The organism is Streptomyces sp. NPDC041200 (assembly GCF_055591805.1).
On record NZ_JBVIZF010000026.1, the window covers coordinates 75,053 to 93,395 of the forward strand.

Sequence of the window (18,343 nt, forward strand, 5' to 3'; positions counted from 1 at the left end):
AGAGCGGAGCGGGAGAAGTTGAATAGCGGAAGGGCGGTGGAGAGGGCGCGGCAATACCGGCGGTGAACGGCGGTCGCGGCCCCGGCCTGCGGCCCGGCCGTCGCCGCGGGCCGCGGGGAGCGGCCGTAGGGGAGGGGCCCGTCGGCAGGGGACTCGATGTTGGCCTCGGCGTGGGCCTCGGTACCGGTATCGACGGCGGCCCGGGCGGCCTGCGCCGCCCCCTCCGGCCTGGCGCGCCTGGCGCCATCACCGCCCATCGGCGCGGGATACGGTACACGGCGACCGAAGAACCCCGGCCACAACTCCCGTGCTCTCACCCGGCTTTGGCCCCGTCTCAAGGCATGGGCCAACCTCCCGGCAACCCCGGGGGCTCACAAGCGAACTTGACGTGCCGTTTGCCTAATCTCCCACCCCCACCGCCTCCCGGACCGCCCGCGTACCGCGCCAGTTCTCCGAAAAGGAGGCCACTCCCGCGGCGGCCGGGAACTGGCGGAGAATCACGCGGTCCTCGTATAGCGGGAAGCGCGCCGACGCGCATATCATTGCCTCACATCGACTTCATCACGGTAGATCGCTCGCAGGAGCGGTTCCGGATAATCACCTCCTGACCCCGGATCGCCGGGAGCCCCCGCGACGTCGGTGCCGTCAATTCCGTACGGCATCCCCCGCCGCATCGAGGGAATCCTCGCACGGCGGTCCGTACCCCAGGATGTGCAGTGCGCCTACGGCGCATGCCGGTCGTCACCGGCCGTGCGCCGTCGGCCTTCTGGCGTACGTGGCGCTCCGTCGCGCCGCTGGACGCCCGGCCGGGGGCGCACACCGCTCCGGGCCGTGCCCTCGGACGCCGGTCGGCCCCCTCGGCCCCCGGCCGCTCCCGTCCCCTCCAGCGGTCCTGGCGCATCAGCCCGTGGTGACGAGCCGTCCGTCCGCGCGGCCGATCCAGTAGCGGCGCAGTACATCGAGCATCACGGACACCTCGCAGGCGGTGATGCCGGGGAGGGCGGCCAGGTCGTGGGTGAGGAAGGTGGCCAGCCCCTCCTCGTCCCGGAACACCCCGTGGTGGATCACCGACGAGGTGCCCGCCACGATCGACACGTAACGTGCGGACGGGTGCCGGGCGAGGGCGTCGGCCACCTGCTGGATGGCTCCGGGCGCCACGTGCAGTTCGACCACCACCTCCAGCGCGTACCCCAGCAGCGCGGGCTCGATCTCCACCCGGGGCCGTACCAGCCCGCGCCGCAGGAGCGACTGGGTGAGCCGGTAGGCGGTCGAGCGGCTGATGCCGAGCGCGCGGGCCACTTCGGCGGCGCTGGCCCGCCCGTCGTGGCGCAGCAGTTCGACCGCGCCCAGCTCCTCGTCGCTGAAACCGGCGACGGTGGCGGGCTCGGCGGGCTCGGCGGGTTCGTTCAGTGGTTCGGGCACCTCCCGCAGCGCCCGCGACTGCTCGTCGCTGAGCCTCCGCAGTCGCCAGGAGTCGGACTTGGTCGAGGCCCGCAGTACCAGTTCGGTGTGGGCCGACCGCACGCCGGGGACGGACGGGATGCGGTTCATCAGCAGCTCCCGCGCCCCGGCGCGGCGCGTGGCGTGCAGGGAGCAGTAGACGTCGGTGCGTCCCGTGGTCGTCGCCACGAACGGGATCTCGGGCAGCTCGGCGAGCCGCCCGGCCACCTGCCGCGCCTGCCCCGGGACGGTGGCCACCCAGATGTGCATGGGGTTGCCCTCGGCCAGCATCGGCCAGTCCACCTGCCCGATCACCCGCAGCAGCCGCTCGTCCGCGAGCCGCGTCAGTCGGCGGCCGACCGTGCTGGCCGAGCTGCCGAGCACATCGGCGAGCGCGCTGAGTGGGGCCCTGGGGGCCACCTGGAGGGCGGCGACCAAGTCGAGGTCGGCATTGTCCAGCGGGGAAGTGTCCGGCATGGAGCGAATGTATCGTGCGATGAGTGCCTGATCAGTGAATCATTCTTGCGTTACAAAGCTTTTACTTGCCTCATTCCGTCAGTCCTTCTCTAATGGACGACCACGCTTGCGTCATCCGACGAAGGAAGTGCGGCCGGTGAGCTCGAACGACACCACCACCACGCCCGACAACCCACCACCCGGGACGCCGCCCGGGGCGCCCGCGGAGGGCTCCGCGGCGCTGTCCCGTCTGCTCCGGGTTCTCGGCGCCATCGAACGCTGGGGCAACAAGCTGCCCCATCCCTTCTGGCTGTTCGCCATCCTGAGCGCACTGCTCGCGGTGGTGAGCTGGGGACTGGCCGCGGCGGACGTGTCCGCGGACAATCCGGCCGACGGCAAGACCGTGGTCGTCCGCAGCCTGATCTCGGTCGACGGCGTGCGCTCGATGATCACCGACGCGATCACCAACTACGCCACCTTCCCGCCGCTCGGCACCATCCTCGTGGTGATGCTCGGCGTCGCCGTCGCCGACAAGTCGGGGATGCTCACGGCGATGCTGCGGGCCGGTGTCTCCCGCGTCCCGGCGCGCTGGATGACGTTCGCGCTGGCCTTCACCTCGATGGTCGCCCACATCGCCTCCGACGCCGCCTACGTGGTGCTCGTCCCCCTCGGCGGCCTGGCCTTCCGCGCGGTCGGACGCAGCCCGGTCCTCGGCATCGTGGTGGCCTTCGTGGGTGTGTCGGCCGGGTACGACGCGAGCCCGCTGATCACGCCGATGGACGCCGTGCTCTCCGGACTGACCACGGCGGCCGCGCACACGGTCGACCCCGGTTACACCGTCACCCCGCTGGCCAACTACTTCTTCTCGATCGCCTCCTCCGTGGTCCTGGCCGCCGTCATCACCCTCGTCACCGAGAAGGTGTCGGCCAGGCAGGTGGCGGCGCTGCCGCCCGACAGCGGCGAGACCGCCACGGAGGACGGCGCCGACCCGGTCGCGCTCGATCTGCGCCCCGAGGAGCGGCGCGGACTGCGCCGCAGCGGGCTGGTCTTCCTGGCCTTCCTCGCGGCGATCGTGGTGGCCATGATTCCCACCGGCTCGCCGCTGCGCGGCGAGGGCGGCAGCATCGTCGAGTCGCCCGTGCTCTCCGGGATCGCCGTGGTGCTCGGAGTGCTCTTCGCACTGCTCGGCACGGTGTACGGGCGCGCGGCGGGCAGCGTACGCGGCAGCCGAGACATCCCCGACTTCATGGCCCAGGGCATGCGGGAGATGGCCCCGATCCTGGTGCTGTTCTTCGCCATCTCCCAGTTCCTCGCCTACTTCAAGTGGACGGGCGTGGGTCAGGTGCTCGCCATCCGGGGCGCCGACCTCCTCAAGGACCTCGGGGTGACGGGACCGGTCGCGTTCCTGGGCATCGTGGTGGTGTGCACGGTCATCAACCTGGCGATGACCAGCGGATCGGCCATGTGGGCGCTGGTCTCCCCGGTGTTCGTCCCCATGCTGATGCTGCTGGACGTGCCCCCCGAGGCCACCCAGGCGATCTACCGCATCGCCGACTCCTGCACCAACGCCATCACCCCGATGAGCGCCTACTTCGTGATGGCGCTCGGCTTCCTCCAGCGCTACCGGCGCTCCGCGGGCATCGGCACCCTCGCCTCGCTGACCCTGCCGCTGTCCCTGGCCATGCTGGTGACCTGGACCCTGCTCTTCTACGCGTGGTGGGCGCTGGGCATTCCGCTCGGCCCCGGCGCTCCCGTCCGCTGAGCCACCGAACCTCCCTCCCGGAAGGACCCCTTGATGACGCTCTCCGACATCGCCGCCGCGACGGAGCGGGCACTGCCCGAGATGACCGACGACCTGCGGGCGCTGGTGGAACTGGAGACGCCGAGCGACGACAAGCACCTGCTGGACGCCGGGCTCGCCGCGATCCACGACTGGCTGGTGGCGCGGCTCGGCGAGCCGGACGAGACCGAGCGCCACGACTGCGGCCCGCACGGCGACGTGCTGGCCGTCACCTACCGGGGCACCGCGCCCGGCACCGCGCTGCTGCTGTGCCACTACGACACGGTCTGGCCGGCCGGGACCCTCGCCGAGTGGCCCTTCGAGGTGACCGACGGCAAGGCGAGCGGACCGGGCGCCTTCGACATGAAGACCGGCCTGGTGCAGGCCGTATGGGCGCTGCGGCTGCTGCGCGAGCTGAAGCTGCCGCATCCGACCGTCCGGCTGCTGCTCAACGGGGACGAGGAGATTGGCAGCCTGTCTTCCCGGCCGCACATCGAGCGGCTGAGCGAGGGCGTCCTGGCCACCCTGGTGTTCGAGGCGGCGCAGAACGGGGCGCTCAAGACCTCGCGCAAGGGCGTCGGGCTGTTCGATGTGACGGCGCACGGCGTCGAGTCGCACGCCGGGCTCGATCCGCTGGCCGGAGCCAGCGCGATCCACGCCTTGGCCGAGGCCGTCCCGCACATCACCGCCCTCGGCGCCCCGGAGCGGGGCACCACCGTGAACGTGGGACTGATCAGCGGCGGCACCGGCCGCAACGTGGTCGCAGCCCAGGCGCGCTGCGGCATCGACATCCGGATCACCGAACCGGCCGAGATGGCGCGCATCGACGCCGCGTTCGCCGCCCTCGCCCCCGCCGATCCGCGGGTGCGGCTGGCGGTCAGCGGCGGATGGAACCGGCCGCCGATGGTGCCGAACGAGCCGTCCCGTCAGCTGTTCAAGCAGGCCCACGCCGTCGCGGCCGAACTGGGCTGGGAGCTGGAGGAGACCGCGGTCGGCGGGGCGAGCGACGGCAACTTCGTCTCCGCGCTCGGGCGGCCGGTCCTCGACGGCCTCGGCGCCCTCGGCTCGGGCGCCCACGCCCGCCATGAACACACGCTGCTGGACGCCGTCCCGGCACGCACCGCCCTCGCGATCGGGTTGCTGCGGGCGCTGGCGGCGGACGCCTCGTAAGCCCCGTGAAGACCGCCGCCCGCCGCCGTGACGGTCACTCACGGCGGCGGGCGGACGGTTCAGGAGAGCGGGGTCAGGAGACCAGGAAGTCGGCCTTGCCCTCCTTGGCGCCCTGGATGAAGGCGGTTATCTCGCTGCGGGTGTAGATGAGCGCCGGGCCGTCCGGATCCTTGGACTGACGGATCGCGACCCGGCCGTCGTCCAGCTTCATGACCTCGACGCAGTTGCCGCCGTTGCCACCGCTCCACGGCTTGCGCCAGCCTTCGGTGCCGAGGTCGGTGGCGCGCATGCCGTTGTAGATGCGATCCATGCAGATCAGAGCTCCTTGCGGAAATCGCGGAGGATTTCCTTTGTGCGTCGTGCGGTTGCCGCCTGGGCCGCCATGCGGTCCATGGCCTCCAGATGCGAGGCCACCTCGATGCGTTCATCGAGGTAGACGGCGCCGGTGAGGTACTCGACGTAGACCATGTCCGGCAGTTCGGGAACAGCGAAGCGGAAGAGGACGAAGGGCCCGTAGGTGCCCGGATGGTGACCGGAGGCGAACTCCGAGATCTGCAGCGTCACATGCGGCATCTCGGTGCTCTCCAGCAGCCGGTCCACCTGTCTGCGCATCACCGCGGGCTCGCCGACGGGTCTGCGCAGCACGGTCTCGTCCATCACGACCCACAGCCGGGGCGCGTCCGGGCGGTTCAGCAGCGACTGGCGCTCCATCCGCAGCGCCACATGCCGCTCGGCCTCCTGGGCCCCGGCCTTGCCGATGGCACCGGTCTGCATGACGGCGCGGGCGTAGTCCTCGGTCTGCAGGAGGCCGGGGACGAAGTGCGGCTCGTACGCCCGGATCATCTCGGCCGCGCCCTCCAGGCTGACGTGCACGCTGAACCAGTCCGGCAGGATGTCGTGGAACCGCTGCCACCAGCCGGGGCGGTTGGCCTCCTCGGTGAGGGCGATGAACCCTTCCAACTCCGCGCCGATGACCCCGTAGGAGTCCAGCAGCATCCGCACGTAGGGCACCTTGAGGGCGACCTCGGCGGTCTCCATCCGGCGGACGGTGGCCGGGGCGACTCGTAACACCCGCGCGGCCTCTTCGCGCTTGAACCCCGCCTTCTCGCGCAGCTCCTGCAGGCGTTTCCCGAGGACGACCTGGCCCACGGTCGGGGCCGACCGCGGTTCGCTCACCTTGCTACCTCCCCTGCCCCCGTGGCTGATGCCCGCAGTCTGCCATGTCCAGTACGGCCCAGACACACTGCACAAGCAACTCTGCACAATTCAGAGTGTTACTTGCCATGTGTGCGCGGCCATCGCGATAGTTGCGTCATGATCCCGTTACGGAGGCCGCCGTCATCGCGGCCGTGTCGGCCGCACGACGCGGTGGGAGTGGCCGAGCGGTACGGGCCCGCGGTCATGGCACGGCTGCCCCGGGTGGGCTGCGTCCTGGCCGCCGGAGGCCGCTGGTGGTGGATCGTGCCGTCTCAGTCGGACATCGGGGTCAACTGGCCCTCGGCGGCCGTCTACGCGGTGGGCGCGGTGCCGGTCGGTCCGCCGCTCGGGCGGCGGACCGACCGGGCGGCAGGGGGACCGCGGGTGGTGCACTCGCCGGACGACGGAATGCCCTACACCCACCCGCTGCTGCTGCACATCGCCGTCTGCGCGGTGGCCGGGGTCTCTCCGGCCTGGCCGCGCGGAGACCGGCGTTCCGGATCATGAGGCGTTGTCGTCCGTCTGCAAGTACGCGGCCGGGCGCGGGTAGCGCATCAGCGCGGGCCCGGAACCGTCCGGGTCCTTGTCGGCGTCGGCGGGGCGGCTGGGCCGGGCCGGGGTGGAGGCCCTCAGCTCGGCCGGGTCGTAGTCGATGACCTGGGTCTGCTCCGCCGGGGACGGCTCCGGTACGGGGGTCGGCTCGGGCCGGTAGAGCGGGATCTGGTCGAGCGCCGTCTGCTCGGAGGGCGAGGGCCCCTGGGCGTACCCGGCCATCGCGCCCTGCGCCGGGGCCTGCGGCTGGACGACCGGGATCTGGCCGGTCTCGGCCTGCGCCATCTGCATCTGCGGAGTCTGCGCCTGCGGGACCTGTGGGGCCTGGGCCTGAGGGAACTGCGTCTGCGGGGTCTGAGCCATCTGCAGGTACGGTGCCTGGCCCTGCGCCGCCTGGGGCTGCGGCGCGGGGGCCTGCTGCATCTGCCCCATCTGGGGCTGCTGCATCGCCATCTGCTGCATCTGTTGTTGCATCTGCTGCTGAGCCATCTGCTCGGCCATCTGGGGGGCCTGCTGCATCTGAGCCATCTGCGGCATCGACTGCATCTGCGGCATCTGTGGCGTCTGCTGCATCTGTGGCATCGACTGCATCTGCTGGGGTATCTGCTGCTGCGCCGGTACCTGGTACAGCGGCGTCTGGACCGGGGGAGTGGCGACGTACGCGGGTGCCAGCTCGGCGGGCGGCTGCGACGGCGACTGCGCCGACGACCCCGACTGCCCGTACGGGTCGGACTGTCCGTACGCGTCCGAGGCCACGCCCTGCGGCGCGGGGAGGGCGTTCGCCGAGTACAGCTGCTGCTGCGGCGCCGCCTGCTGCATCTGCTGCATTTGCAGGATCTGCTGCATCTGCTCCGGTGTCTGCTGGATCGGCGGCTGGGGTTCGGGAGCGGCGGGCGCCGCGGGCAGCTGCGGCATCTGCTGGTACTGGTAGTCCAGCTGCTGGGCCGGGGCGGAGTAGAGCGGCGCCTGAACGTCCCAGCCGCGCTGCTGCTCGTAGCTGATCTGGGGGGCGTAGAAGGAGGTCCCGTAGAGCACGGTGCTCAGCCCGGTCAGCAGCCGCTGCACATCCGGCTGGGAGCGCACCACCAGCCGCATGAACTGGCTGCTGCTGCCCAGCTTGTTGCCGCATTCGCGGACCAGGACCCCGTGCTGGGCGAGCAGTTGGTCCCGGACCCAGGCGCCGTCCGTGCCACCCGGCAGCTTGACGAAGACGAAGTTGCCCTGGGAGGGGAAGACCGTCATCCCGGGCAGCCCGGCCAGCTGGGACGTCATCTCCTGCCGGTCGCGGCTGAGCATGCGCAGGCTCTGCACGTACTCCTGCCGGTACCGCTTGAGCATGAAGACGATGACCTCGGCGAAGGAGTTCAGGTTCCACTTCGGCAGCCGGGAGCGGATCTGCACGGCCAGTGCCGGATTGGCGACGAGGTAGCCGAAGCGGACGCCGTGCAGTCCGAAGCTCTTGCCGAGGCTGCGCAGGACGATGACGTTGGGCCGCAGGATCGCCTCGTCCACGACGCTCGGATACGCCTCGGCGTCGGCGAACTCCAGGAAGGACTCGTCGATCACCACGAGGTCGAGATCGGACAGCGCGTCCATGAGGCCGATGACGGCCTGGCGGGACAGCAGCCCGCCGTCCGGGTTGTTGGGATTGCAGATGACGGCGACCCGGGAGCCGCGGGACCGGACGAATTGGACGAAGGCCTGTGGGTCGAGCTGGAATCCGTTCATCTCCGGGAGCTGGAACATGTCGACCCGCTTGCCGGTCTCCATCGGCTGGTCCGTCCACCGGCCGAAGGTGGGAATCGGCACCGCGAGGCTTTCCTTCACCAGTAGATGGTCGATCCAGGTGATCAGCTCGGTCGAACCGTTGCCCATGGCCATGGTCTGCGGCTGCAGGCCCAGCACATCGGCCAGTTCGGCGGTGATGGTGTCCGCGGAACTCGGGTAGTACGTGAGGATCTCCCGCAGCCTGACCGCCATCACGGCGAACATGGCGGGGGTGGGGAAGTACGGATTGCAGGGGATGCAGAAGTCCACAAGCTCCTGTCCGCCACCCGTGATCCCGGCGCGGTTGAGCGCGAAGAAAGACGGGCTGTGGGCGGTGCCACGGAAGAGTTCCATGGCATCACCGGAATTGCCGACTGCGGCAACAGTCACGGCGGGACCTCCTCGGTCGCAAGGGGTCGTGCAATCACGACCTTTGCGGCTCGTCCCTCGAGCCTGACGCATGATCCCAAAAACGTGGGGGACCTGAGGATTTTCGTGGGGTGTGCGCGAAACCGAGGGACAGATGTTCCCTGATCGAATAAAATTCCGCCCCTTGCTCGGCCTGTCGCCCGCTCGCCCGGAGGGTGGTGGCGGTCGCGGAGCGTCAGGCGGGGGCGTCCGGCGGACGCTCGCCGTCGGTGAGGGCGGCCCGGTCCTGGTGCGCTACCCAAACAGCTACCTGAGCACGCGAGGTGAAACCAAGTTTGCTCAAAATGTGCTCAATATGGCCCTCGGCGGTTCGCTGTGCTATCACCAGCGCCGCGGCGATCTCCTTGTTGCTGAGCCCCTGCGCCACCAGCTGGGCGATCTCGGTCTCCCGGGGCGTCAGCGGCGACGGCCGCTCGGGCGCCGCCGCCTCCCCGGTGGGCAGTTCGTCCTCCAGCGCGTAGACCAGCGCCTGGTCGTAACGGAGCCGGGCGCCCTGCTTGACGGCCGCGTTGTACGCCGGTCTGCCCAGCGCCCGGGCCACGTCCGCCACGCACTGGTCGTGGTAGTGGGCCAGGTGCCCGTAGCCGGAGAGCGAGGAGCCGACCGACTGCCAGAGGGTCCGTACGGCGCCCAGCAGCCGGGCCGACCGCCGGTGGTCCCGGTCGGTGGCGGCGATCCAGGCCAGCACCTCCAGGTTGACCCCCACGCCCAGCGGATCGTCGAGCGAGCGGTTGAAGGTCAGACTGTCCTTCTCCAGGGCGGCCGCGCGGGCGGTGTCGCCCTGGCGCCACACCTCGACGCCGAGCGCCATCATCGTGTACGCCCGGTGCCAGCCCTCGCCGTAGGCGTCGCACACCTCCAGGGACTCCTCGCCCAGCGCGATGGCGCGCGGCGAGTCGCCGATGAAGGAGTGGGCCAGGGAGAGCCGGATGAGGGCCAGCGCGAGCCCGACCGGATCGCCGGTGGCCCGGTGGCGGGCCACCGCCTCCTGGTAGAGCGCGATCGCGGACGGAGCGTCGCCCCGGTACATGGCGACCATGCCGGAGTAGAGCGCCGCGTACGCCAGGACCGGGGCCAGGCCGAGCCGTTCGCCGATGGCCCGGCTCTCCGCCAGCATGGCCGCGGCCGCCTTGGTGTCGGACTGGATGATGGCCAGCCAGCTGTTGGTCCACAGCGCCCGGGCCCGTACCTCGGTCGGCTCGGGGCAGGCGGCGAGCCCCTCGTCCAGCCAGCGCCGCCCCTCGCCGAGGTAGTAGCTGGTGATCCAGTGGTAGAGCAGGTCGGCCGCGATCCCCAGGCCGCAGGTGGTCTCCTCCGGTTCGGCGAAGCTGGACTCCAGGGCGCTGCGCAGATTGGCGTGCTCCAGCTGGAGCCGGGTGAACCACTGCACCTGGGCCGGGCCGAACAGCGCGGCGCGCGCGTCGGCCGCCAGCTGCCGGTAGTAGTCGCGGTGCCGCCGCAGCCGGTCGGGCTCCTCCCCGGCGGCCTCAAGCCGTTCGCGGCCGTACTGGCGCAGCGTGTCCAGCATCCGGTAGCGCACCGTGGCGCCGTGCTCCTCCCGCATCAGCACCGACTTGTCCACCAGCTCGGTCACCAGGTCCAGCACGTCCTCGCGGGCGATGCCGTCGCCCGCGCAGACCGCCTCGGCGGCCTCCAGGTCCAGGCTCCCGGCGAACACCGAGACCCGGGACCACAGCAGCCGCTCCTGCTCGGTGCACAGGTCATGGCTCCAGTCGATCAGCGCCCGCAGGGTCTGGTGGCGGGGGAGCACCGACCGGGAGCCGGTGGTCAGCAGCCGGAAACGGTCCTCGAGGCGGTCCAGCAGCTGCTGGACGGAGAGGGCGCGCAGCCGTACGGCCGCCAGCTCGATCCCGAGCGGGATGCCGTCCAGTCTGCGGCACACCCGCTCCACGGCGTCCCGGTTGGCCTCGGTGACGGCGAAGCCCGGCAGGATCGCCCCGGCCCGTTCGACGAACAGCCGCACCCCGTCGCACTGCGCCAGCGCCGCGGTGGACAGCCGGGGCCCGGTGGTGCCGGGCAGCGCCAGCGCCGGAACGGACAGGGTCTGCTCGCCGGCGGTGCCCAGCGCCTGGCGGCTGGTGGCCAGGATGCGCAGCCGGGGAGCCGCCCGCAGCAGCCGGTCGGCGAGCAGCGCGCAGCCCTGGATCAGATGCTCACAGTTGTCCAGGACGATCAGCGTCTGCCGCTCGCGCAGATGGTCGACCAGGACGTCCAGCGGCGGCCGGGCGGACTGGTCCCGGACCTCCAGGGCCTCGGCCACGCTCTGGGCGAGGAGATCCGGGGTCTCCAAGGCGGCCAGTTCGACCAGCCAGACCCCGTCGGCGAACGCCCGGCGCGCGTCCTCGGCGACCCGCAGCGCCAGCCGGGTCTTGCCGACCCCGCCCACCCCGGTGAGGGTCACCAGCCGGGAGGCGGACAGCATGCGCCGGGCCTCGGCCGCCTCGTGCCGACGCCCCACGAAAGTCGTCACCTCGGCCGGCAGCCAGCCTGTCTGCCGCCCGGTCGGGGTGCCGGTCGCCACCGCACCCATCGATGCCTCGCACCAGCCTCGGGCGGGCGGGACTCCCCCGCTCGGCCCGAACGGTCACTGTCCAGGCTATGCCCGGGGGACGGCCCTCGCAGCTCGCTCGGCCTTCGCGGGCCCTCGCCGGTGCTCGCACGTCCACCGAGCGTGAGTGGTCGTCGCCCAGGGCGACCGGGTCGGGGGTGGGTCAGGTAGCCATCCGGGGAGTTCTCCCCTCCTCGCCGCCCGGCCCGTCGTTCCATGCTGGTGACCTCGTGAAGAGTTCCGCCGACCGTCGGCGGAAGATCGAAGGTCCGCCATGTGCCTCCACCAGCCCCCTTGTCCTTCCGCCGACGCGCCCGATCACGATTCGGCGCGTCTGGTGGCCTCCTACCCCGAGCAGGGGTGGAGTCTGCTCTGCAATGGAGTGGTGGTCTTCGCGGACACGGGTGAACTGCTTCCTGACGGACGCGTCATCCCGGCGCCCCGTGCCTGCCCTGACCAGGCGGGATGAAGCCGACGAAGGGAGATGCGATTGACGACTCCACGCCTTGTACCCACACGGTGATACGAAAACGGCCCGGGGACGGAACGGTGAACGCCCTCACCACGCCTTCCGCCTCCCGGGCCTTCGCGCGCTCTGGGGCATCTTGCGCGCCTTGTGCGCGTTCGTGCGCGCCTCCGATCGACGTTGATCGCCGTGAGGCTGTTCGTGTAGCCTAATGATCGCGCCGAGTAGCGTATTTGTGCGAATTCCACACCACGGGGGTGCGAGGGGGACCACTGTGCTGGACCGGGCCAACGACTCGGGTTTACCCAGCATGCTGGTCGGCCGCACCGGTGAGCTGACGGTGCTGACCAGTCACGCGGAGGCCGCCTGCGCCGGGCGGTCCGGTCTGGTGGTGCTCTCCGGGCCCGCCGGAATCGGCAAGACCAGTCTGCTGCGCGCCTTCCTCGACAGCGACACCTGCGGGAAGATGACCGTCCTGCACGGCACCTGCGGCGAGGTCGTGGCCGGTTCCGGTTACGGCGGCGTACGCGCCCTCTTCGGCCCCCTCGAGCTGACCGCCGACGACGCGGTCGACTCCCCGCTGCTGCGGGGCAGTGCCCGCCGCGCCCTGCCCGCGCTCGCCCCCTGGCCCGGCGACGAGGACCAGCCCTCGTCCGCCACCGCCTACCCGGTGCTCCACGGGCTCTACTGGCTCGCGGTGAACCTCATGTCACAGGGCCCGCTCGCGCTCGTCCTCGACGACGCGCACTGGTGCGACGAACGCTCGCTGCGCTGGATCGACTTCCTGCTGCGGCGCGCCGACCACCTGCCGCTCCTCGTGGTGCTCGCCCTGCGCACCGAGGCGGAGCCCGTCGCGCCCGCCGCGCTGGCCGACATCGCCGCCCAGCCCCGCTCCTCGGCGCTCCGGCTCGGCCCGCTGACCGACGCCGACGTGGCCGAGATGGCCCGGGAGATCTTCCCGCTCCCCGTCGCGCCCTCCTTCGCCGAGCGCGCCGCCGCCGTCTGCGGCGGCAACCCTCTCACCGTCACCCGGCTCCTGCACGAGCTGCGGGCCAAGGGAGCGCGGCCGGACGACACCGGGATCCGCGAGATCGCCGAGGTCGGCCAGTACGTGGTCGCCCAGTCGGTGCACGCCTTGTTCGCCCGCCAGCCCGGCTGGGTCCGGGACGTGGCCACCGCGATCGCCGTGCTCGGCGAGGAGGACCCGGAGCACATCGGCGCCCTCGCCGGGGTGTCCGCCGCACACGTCGAGGAGGCGGTGACGCTGCTGCGCGGCGCCGAGGTGGTGGCGCCGGACCGCCCCGGCTTCATCCACGACGTGGTGCGCTCGGCCGTGCTCGACGCCGCCGGGGCCGACGCCCTGCCCGGTCTCCGCGCGCGGGCCGCCCAACTGCTCAGCGATATCGGCCGCCCCGCCGAAGAGGTCGCGGGCCAGGTGCTGCTGGTGCCCGGAGACCCCCAGCCGTGGATGCGCTGGGTGCTGCGGGAGGCCGCCGGCCAGGCCGTGAACCGCGGCGCGCCCGAGGCCGTCGCCCGCTATCTGCGCCGGATCCTGGAGGCCGAGCCCGACAGCGTGTCCACCCGGGTCCAGCTGGCCGGGGCGCTCGCCGAGACCCACCCGGTGGAGGCGATCCAGCTCCTGAAGGACGCCCTCGAACTCACCCCCGACGTACGCGCCAAGGCGCCCATCGCCGTACAGCTGGGGATGACCTGCCTGACGGTGCAGCAGTCACCGGCCGCCGTACGGACGCTCGTCGGCGTACTGGACGCGCTGGAGGCCGAGCTGGGGCCCGACCCCGAACCCCGCGACCACGAACTGCTCACCCTCGTCCGGTCCGCGCTGCTGATCAGCGGATCCGACGAGAAGGCGACCATCACCACGGTCCGGGAGCGGTTCGCGGAGCTGGCCGAACCGGCCGGGGACACGCCCGCACAGCGGCAGCTGCTGGCCATGATGACCGTGCTCAGCGCGATGGAGGGCACCTCTCCGGAGCGTACGGTGCGCCAGGCCCGCCGCGCGCTGCGTCCCCCGGGGGTGGCGTTCGGCAACTGGTCGCTGCTCTTCTCCGCGTTCACCCTGGGCCTGGCCGACGAGGTCGAGGACGCGCTGGAGGCGCTGGACCGCTCGCTGCGGTACGGCCAGGAGAACGCCGCGGTGTGGTCGTACGTCCTCACCCTCTCCACCCGCGCCCTCATCCTGCACGGGTTCGGCGCGATGCCGGACGCGCTGGCCGACGCCCAGACCGCCGTCGAGATCGTCGGCCAAGAGCGGTGGGGCAGCCACATGACGATGCCCCATATCGCCCTGGCGACCATACTGGTCGACCGCGGCGAGCCCGAGCGGGCCGAAGAGCTGCTGGGCCAGGTCACCCGGCCGAACCTGGACGGGTTCGTCATGGAGTACCACTGGTACCTGATGGCCCGCGCCCGGGCCCGCTGGGCGCTCGGCGACGGGCGGACCGCGCTGCGGCTGCTGCTCGACTGCGGCTCGTCCCTGGAGGAGACCGGGTTCGCCAACCCGTGCTTCATCCCCTGGTGGGCCGAGGCGGCCTGGGTGTACGCCGCCGAGAAGCGCGCCGACCAGGCCCGGGACGTCGTCGACCACGGCACCGAACTCGCCCGCCGGTGGGGCACCCCCCGCGCCCTCGGACTCGCCGCGCTCGCCCGCGGCATGACCACCCGCGGCGAGACCGGCATCGCCCTGCTCACCGAATCCGTCGAGCAGCTGTCCGCCTCGCCCGCCCGCGCCGAGCACGCCCGGGCCGAATTCACGCTCGGCGCCGCCCTGCTGGACGCCGGGGACTCCCGTGGCGCCCGCGAGCACCTGCGGACCTCCGCCGACCTCGCCCAGAGCTGCGGCGCACTGGCGCTCGCCAAGGCCGCCCGGCGGCGGCTGGTCGCCGCGGGCGGCCGGATGCGCGAGATCACCGCCTCCCCGGTGGACCTGCTCACCGGCACCGAGCGCAAGGTCGCCACCCTCGCCGCGGCCGGGTCGGGCAACCGGGAGATCGCCGAGTCGCTGTTCGTCACGGTACGTACCGTCGAGACGCATCTCACCAGCGTCTACCGGAAACTGGGGCTGACCCAGCGGGCCGAGCTGACCTCGGTGCTGCGCACCCCCAGCATTCCGCACCCGCAGGCCCCGGCGTGGGTGTCCCAGGTACGTGGCCGCGACTGAGCGCGACACCCCGGCGCCGCCCTCCCCCGCCTCGACTATCCGTTCGACATATAGTCGTTCCATGCAGCTCAACGGGCTTCCGTTCCCGGGACGGGAACGAGAGCAGGCGGTGCTGGACTCGGTCATCACCGACCTGGCGGCGGGCCACCCGGCGGTCGTCACCCTGTCCGGCCGGCCCGGCTTCGGCTGCGGCCCGCTGCTGCGCCGGGCGGCCCGGCTCGCCGGAGAACGCGGGCTGCGCACCCTGACCGCCCACGCCACACGGGGCGAGAGCGGACTGCGCTACGGCGTGGTGCAGCAGCTGCTGACACCGCTGGACGGACTCAGCGACCGCACGCTGGCGACGCTCGCCGAACCGGGTCCGGACAGCGGACTGCCGGGCCTCGCCGAACTGCTGCGCGGCGCCCACGACCGGCCGACGCTGCTCGTCGTCCACGAGGTGGACTGGCTGGACCCGGCTTCCCGGCACTGGTTCGACGCCCTGGTACGGCGACTGCCCGGGAAGCCGGTCGCGCTGCTGGCGAGCAGCAGAGGCGTCAGCCGCCCCGGCTGGTGGGGCGGTTCCCCCTTCCCCGGCCTGGTCCCCACCCGTCAGCTCGCGCTGTCCGCGTTCACCCGGCGGGACGTCGCCACCATGATCGCCGCGGTCTGCGGACAGCCCGGCGAGGACGCGTTCACGGAGACGGCGTTCGAGGTGAGCGCGGGCAACCCCATGGTGCTGCACGAGGCGCTGGCCCAGTTCACCGCACGCGGCCACCAGCCGGTCGACGGACGGGCGCCGGAGCTGCGCGCGCTCATCGAGGCCGTCTGCGGCGACTACGTCGTCCGCGCGCTCGGCGGGCTCTCCGACACCGCCGTCGCGGTCGTCCGCGCCCTGGCCGTCTGCGGCGAACTCCTCGAACTGCCCCTGGTGTACGCGCTCGCCGGGCCCCGAGCGGCGAGCGAATCCGGACTGTCCGCGGCGCTGGAGGCCAGCGGCCTGGCCACCGACACCGGCACCGGGCTGCGGCTGTGCTGCCCGGAGGCACGGAACTGGATCCTGGAGGAGATGACCGCCGACGAGCGGGCCGACCTGCACGCCCGGGCCGCCGAACTCGCCCACCGGGCCGCCGTACCCGACGAGGACATCGCCCGGCTGCTGCTCGCCGCCCGCCCGCTCGGCGAACCCTGGGCCGTCCACGCACTGCGCCGCACCGCCACCGCCGCCCTGCGGGCCGGGCACCCCGCCCGCGCCATCGCCTGCCTGTCCCGCGCCCTGGCGGAGCACCAGGACCGCGACGGGCGCCTCCAACTCGGCCTGGAGCTGGCCGCCATCGAGGTGCTGAGCGCGCCCGAGGCCGGCGACCGGCGGCTCGCGGAGATCATCCGGACCGGCGGCGACGCACCCGCCCGGGCCCGGGTGCGCGCCGCCGACCTCGGCCTCGCCCGCGGCGGCGTGTACAGCCTGCGGTCCGCCGTGGCGAACGCGCTGCCCGCCGCCCGCGACGGCGAACGGGATGCCCTGGCCGGGCTGTTACGGCTCGCCGAACCCGGCCGCCACGACGACGCCGACCTGCTGCTGCCCGAGATCCCCCCGCTGCCCGCCCATCCCACCGACCCGGCGCAGGCCGCCGCCCGCGCCCGGCAACTCGCCCTGCGCGGTGAAAACCTGCCCACCGCCAGGGCGCTGGCCCGGCGCGCCTTCACCGGCGAGCCCGGCGGCGACGAGCTGATCCTGCCCCGGATCACGGCCGCGCGGATCCTGCTCCTGACCGACGACCTGGACGAGGCCGAGGTGCGGCTGGACGCCCTGCACCTCGACTTGCGGCGGCGCAACGCCCGGGCCGCCGCCGGGCTCGTCCTCGCCGTCCGGGGCGAACTGAACCTGCGGCGCGGGCGGCTCGACGCGGCCGAACGGGACGTCGCCGCCGCCGGGCGCGCCCTGCCCCACACCCACTGGCATCCGCACCACCTCCCGTATCTGACGGCGCTGCGGATCACCGTCGCCCTGGAGAGCGGCCACGCCGGCCAAGCCGGGGAACTGGCCGCCGCCCCCGTACCGGCCGAGGCCCAGGACGGCGCGGCCTTCGCCCATCTGCTGTTCGCCAGGGGGCTGGTGGCCTCCCGGGACGGCAGACCCGCGGATGCGCTGGAGCTGTTCCGCGGTTGCGGACGGCGGCTGCTGCGCGGCGACCGGGGCAACCCCGCCCTGATGCCCTGGCGTTCGAGGGCCGCCGGAGCGTGCCACGCGCTCGGCGACCACGAGGAGGCCCAGCGGCTGTGCCACGAGGAGATCGCCCTGGCCCGGCGGTGGGGCACCGCCAGCACCCTCGGCTGGGCCCAGCTGGGCGCCGGACGGGTGGCCCGCGAGGCCCGCGCCGACCGGCTCCGCGAGGCCGTGCGCACTCTGCGCCCCACCGCCGCCCGGCTCGCCTACGCCGGTGCGCTGATCGAACTGGCCACCGCCGAACTGGACGCGGGGGACCGGCAGGCCGCCGCCCCGCTGGTGGCCGAGCTGTTCACGTTCACCACCACCCACCGCCCCTCCAGCAGGCTCGCCGCGCGGGTGCGCTCGCTCGCCGAGCGGCTGGGACAGCCCGCCGCGCCCGGGCCCGGCCCGCACCCCGCCTGGGCGACGCTGACCGAACCCGAGCGGCGCACCGCGACCCTCGCCGGACTCGGCCACGGCAACCGGGAGATCGCCGAGATGCTGTCGGTGACCCGGCGCACGGTCGAGCTGCGGCTCAGCGTCGCGTACCGGAAGCTGCGGATCGCCGGGCGCGCGGAACTCCACGAGCTGGTGCGGGCGACGGAGGGATACGGCACGGATGTTGCTTGAGCGGGACACCGAGGTGGCCCAGATCAGGGAAGCCCTGCGGGCCGCCGCCGCGGGCACCTCGTCGCTGCTGCTGCTCACCGGCCCGCTCGGGATCGGCCGGACCGCGCTGCTGCAGCGGCTGCCCCTGCTGGCCGGGCAGGACGTCCGCGTCCTGCGCGCCAACGCCGCCCCGATGGAGGAGGACTTCGCCTTCGGCGTGGTTCGGCAGCTCTTCGACAGCCTGCTGACCACAGCCCCGCCCGACGCTTGCGAACGCTGGCTGCGCGAACACGGCGACTTCGCCCGCATGGTCCTCGCCGACGACGCCCTGCCGCTGGGCGAGTGCCGCTCCGTCGCCCTCTCCGAGACGGTGCTGAACGGACTGCGCTCCCTGCTGGCCGACGTCGGCGCCGATCAGCCGCTGCTGATCCTGGTGGACGACCTCCAGTGGGCGGACGCCCCCTCGCTGCGCTGGCTCGCCTACCTGGCCAAGCGGCTGCACGGGCTGCGCGCCGTACTCGTCTGCGCCCTGCGCGACGGCG

General features: G+C 72.7%; 12 protein-coding genes. 7 read left to right on the top strand and 5 right to left on the bottom strand.

From position 1 onward, the window contains the following. Positions 1-900: 900 nt before the first annotated feature. The gene (locus ACZ6CL_RS34090; RefSeq protein ID WP_468943077.1) at positions 901-1,917 is read right to left on the bottom strand and encodes an Lrp/AsnC ligand binding domain-containing protein; all 1,017 of its coding nucleotides are present in this window, start codon (positions 1,915-1,917) and stop codon (positions 901-903) included. 136 nt (positions 1,918-2,053) lie between these two features. Here ACZ6CL_RS34090 and ACZ6CL_RS34095 point away from each other — a divergent pair, with 136 nt between their 5' ends. Together ACZ6CL_RS34095 and ACZ6CL_RS34100 are read left to right on the top strand one after the other, a co-directional pair. Next, positions 2,054-3,658, top strand: coding sequence for an AbgT family transporter (locus tag ACZ6CL_RS34095; protein ID WP_468943080.1), 1,605 nt, complete (start codon positions 2,054-2,056; stop codon positions 3,656-3,658). 33 nt (positions 3,659-3,691) lie between these two features. Beyond that, a complete protein-coding gene (locus ACZ6CL_RS34100; protein WP_468943083.1) occupies positions 3,692-4,846 on the top strand; it encodes a M20 family metallopeptidase in 1,155 nt (384 codons plus the stop codon). A 73-nt stretch (positions 4,847-4,919) separates the two neighbouring features. Here ACZ6CL_RS34100 and ACZ6CL_RS34105 read toward each other — a convergent pair whose 3' ends face one another. Then, complete coding sequence (locus ACZ6CL_RS34105; RefSeq protein ID WP_009720660.1) at positions 4,920-5,156, bottom strand: DUF397 domain-containing protein; 237 nt, start codon at positions 5,154-5,156, stop codon at positions 4,920-4,922. Positions 5,157-5,161: 5 nt separating this feature from the next. Next, entirely contained in the window at positions 5,162-6,022 is an 861-nt protein-coding gene (locus tag ACZ6CL_RS34110) for a helix-turn-helix domain-containing protein (protein WP_468943085.1), read from the bottom strand. Positions 6,023-6,220: 198 nt separating this feature from the next. On the opposite strand from ACZ6CL_RS34110, the gene ACZ6CL_RS34115 reads away from it, so the two are divergent. Continuing rightward, on the top strand, positions 6,221-6,550 hold the full coding sequence (locus ACZ6CL_RS34115) for a hypothetical protein (RefSeq protein WP_468943088.1): 330 nt from the start codon (positions 6,221-6,223) through the stop codon (positions 6,548-6,550). On the opposite strand, the gene ACZ6CL_RS34120 is transcribed toward ACZ6CL_RS34115, so the two are convergent. Both ACZ6CL_RS34120 and ACZ6CL_RS34125 read right to left on the bottom strand, forming a co-directional pair. Beyond that, entirely contained in the window at positions 6,545-8,752 is a 2,208-nt protein-coding gene (locus ACZ6CL_RS34120) for a pyridoxal phosphate-dependent aminotransferase (RefSeq protein ID WP_468943091.1), read from the bottom strand. The genes ACZ6CL_RS34115 and ACZ6CL_RS34120 overlap by 6 nt on opposite strands. A 214-nt stretch (positions 8,753-8,966) precedes the next feature. Next, on the bottom strand, positions 8,967-11,270 hold the full coding sequence (locus tag ACZ6CL_RS34125; protein ID WP_468943094.1) for an ATP-binding protein: 2,304 nt from the start codon (positions 11,268-11,270) through the stop codon (positions 8,967-8,969). 364 nt (positions 11,271-11,634) lie between these two features. On the opposite strand from ACZ6CL_RS34125, the gene ACZ6CL_RS34130 reads away from it, so the two are divergent. The 4 genes from ACZ6CL_RS34130 to ACZ6CL_RS34145 all read left to right on the top strand — a co-directional run. Continuing rightward, the gene (locus tag ACZ6CL_RS34130) at positions 11,635-11,829 is read left to right on the top strand and encodes a DUF5999 family protein (protein ID WP_468943096.1); all 195 of its coding nucleotides are present in this window, start codon (positions 11,635-11,637) and stop codon (positions 11,827-11,829) included. A gap of 271 nt (positions 11,830-12,100) precedes the next feature. Further along, complete coding sequence (locus tag ACZ6CL_RS34135) at positions 12,101-15,004, top strand: helix-turn-helix transcriptional regulator (RefSeq protein WP_468943099.1); 2,904 nt, start codon at positions 12,101-12,103, stop codon at positions 15,002-15,004. Between the two features lie 61 nt (positions 15,005-15,065). Next, a complete protein-coding gene (locus tag ACZ6CL_RS34140; protein ID WP_468943101.1) occupies positions 15,066-17,822 on the top strand; it encodes an AAA family ATPase in 2,757 nt (918 codons plus the stop codon). Further along, the coding region (locus ACZ6CL_RS34145) for an AAA family ATPase (protein WP_468943103.1) at positions 17,812-18,343 on the top strand (532 nt) is incomplete at its 3' end. The genes ACZ6CL_RS34140 and ACZ6CL_RS34145, both read left to right, overlap by 11 nt.